Source organism: Micromonospora sp. 4G55, assembly GCF_016803375.1.
On the sequence record NZ_JAEVHN010000914.1, the window covers coordinates 1 to 1,808 of the forward strand.

The window sequence follows — 1,808 nt, forward strand, 5'->3', positions numbered from 1 at the left end:
CCCGGCGGCGACGGTCTCGGCCACGGCCCCGGGACGACCGGCGGAGAGCGCACCGCCCGCGCCGGCCACCACCGCGAGCATGGCCAGCAGCAGGACCATCCAGCGACGGCCTCCGACGGGCGCGCGGCGGCCACGGGGGGTCGCACGCGTGCGGTGACCGTGGGGGAGGAACTCGGGCATCCGGGTCAGCCTGCCATGTCGGAGCGCCTCCCGGCCTCCTCCGTTTCGGCGAGCAGGTGCAGCACCGCCCGTGCCACCGTGCGCGGCACCTCCACCTGCGCGACGTGGCCGACCCCTTCGAGCATCATCAGCCGGCTGTCCGGGATCACCCGGGCCGCCTGCGGCGCCACCCGCACATCCACCAGCTTGTCCTGCAGGCCGCCCACCACCAGCGTCGGCGCCTGCACGGCCGCAGCGATCCGCCACATCGACCCCGGCCCCGGCAGGTACGAGCGCAGGAAGCTGGAGACCAGGCCGCGGAACGTCCGGACGTACGCGGCGGCGTAGTGCGCGGCCTCGTAGCGCACCCGGATCTCCTCCAGCGCCTCCTGCCGGCGCTGCTCGCTGATCCGGCTCAGGTCGGCGAAGCACGCCTCCAGCACCTGCTGGGCCATCACCTCGGGGGCGAGCTGGGCCAGCCGCCAGGCCGCCAGCCGCTCCCCGCGCGGGATGGCCAGCAGCGGCAGCATCCGCCCCTGCAACGAGCGGCGGAAGTCCAGGAACGGCAGCGCCGGGGAGACCAGCGTGAGGGTCCGCACCAGCTCCGGCCGCAGCCCCGCCACGTGCACCGCGATCGCCCCGCCGAGGGAGTTGCCGAACAGGTGCACCGGCCCCCGGTCGGAGTGCTCGATCCAGCGGACCACCCGGTCGGCGAAGGCCGGGATCGTGTAGCGCCGCCCCGGCTCGCTGCGCCCGAACCCGGGCAGGTCGATGGCCTGCCCGTCGAGCCGGTGGGCGAGCAGGCCGGCCAGGTCCGTCCAGTTCTGCGACGAGCCGCCCAGCCCGTGCACGTACAGCGCCGGCTCCGCGTCCGCACTCGTGGCCGGGGTGTCCCGGACGTAGGTGACCGTGCCGTCGAGGCGTACCTCCCGGCCCGGCCAGGGCGGCGGAACGTGGTGCGGGGGCAGCAGATGCTCGGGCCAGAGGGCGGCTCGCTTCATGCCTCCCAGTGTGCCCAGCACGACCCGCCGGCGAACACCGCGCCGCTCAGGCCAGCAACGCCTCCAGGCGCCGGTTGACGGCGGCCAGCGTCGCGCGGACCACCGCCTGCCGGGGGTCACCGGCGACCAGCGCGGAGCCGGCGAGCTGCTCGACCCAGCCGTCGCAGACCAGCAGCACCACCACCGTGGCCACCTCGCAGTTGCCGAACGGCACCACCGCGGCGTGCTCGACGAAGCACCGTCCGCGCTCGGCCATGCCGTCGGCGCCCCGCAGCAGCTGGTCCACCGCCGCCGCGGCGGCGACCGCGCAGAGTCGCAGGACGTACCCGTCCACGGCCGGCCCGGTGGAGTGCCCGGCCGCCGTGTCGCCACCGGCGAGCAGGCGTACCTCGACGGTGGCGTCGAGACCGAAGGTGCTCACCTGGACGTGGTCGATCACCACCCGCGGCCCCGGCGCGCCGCCGGTGTCCAGCGGTCGGGAGGGCGCACTCTCCGTCGTGGTCACCTGCCCACCGGAGTACGACGTGCCGAGCGTGGCCGGGCTGCCGGTGGCCGGCGGCGCGGAGGCCGCGCTCGCCTCCTCCACACTGGCCCGCCCCCGGTGCGCGGAGACCCTGCCGGCGCCGGCGCGGCACCCCCTCGACCGTG

Annotated in this window: 1 protein-coding gene and 1 pseudogene; both read right to left on the reverse strand. The window is 76.3% G+C overall.

The features are described 5' to 3' along the window. Nucleotides 1-185: 185 nt before the first annotated feature. Nucleotides 186-1,160: an alpha/beta fold hydrolase gene (locus JNW89_RS36050; protein ID WP_238452409.1), complete on the reverse strand. Its 975-nt coding sequence runs from the start codon at nucleotides 1,158-1,160 to the stop codon at nucleotides 186-188. 46 nt (nucleotides 1,161-1,206) lie between these two features. Continuing rightward, a pseudogene (locus JNW89_RS36055) lies at nucleotides 1,207-1,808 on the reverse strand (hypothetical protein); the annotation flags it as partial.

Coding starts and splice junctions, on each gene's coding strand:
- JNW89_RS36050 (WP_238452409.1), bottom strand. CDS start 1,160: ATGAAGCGAGCCGCCCTCTGGCCCGAGCATCTGCTGCCCCCGCACCAC.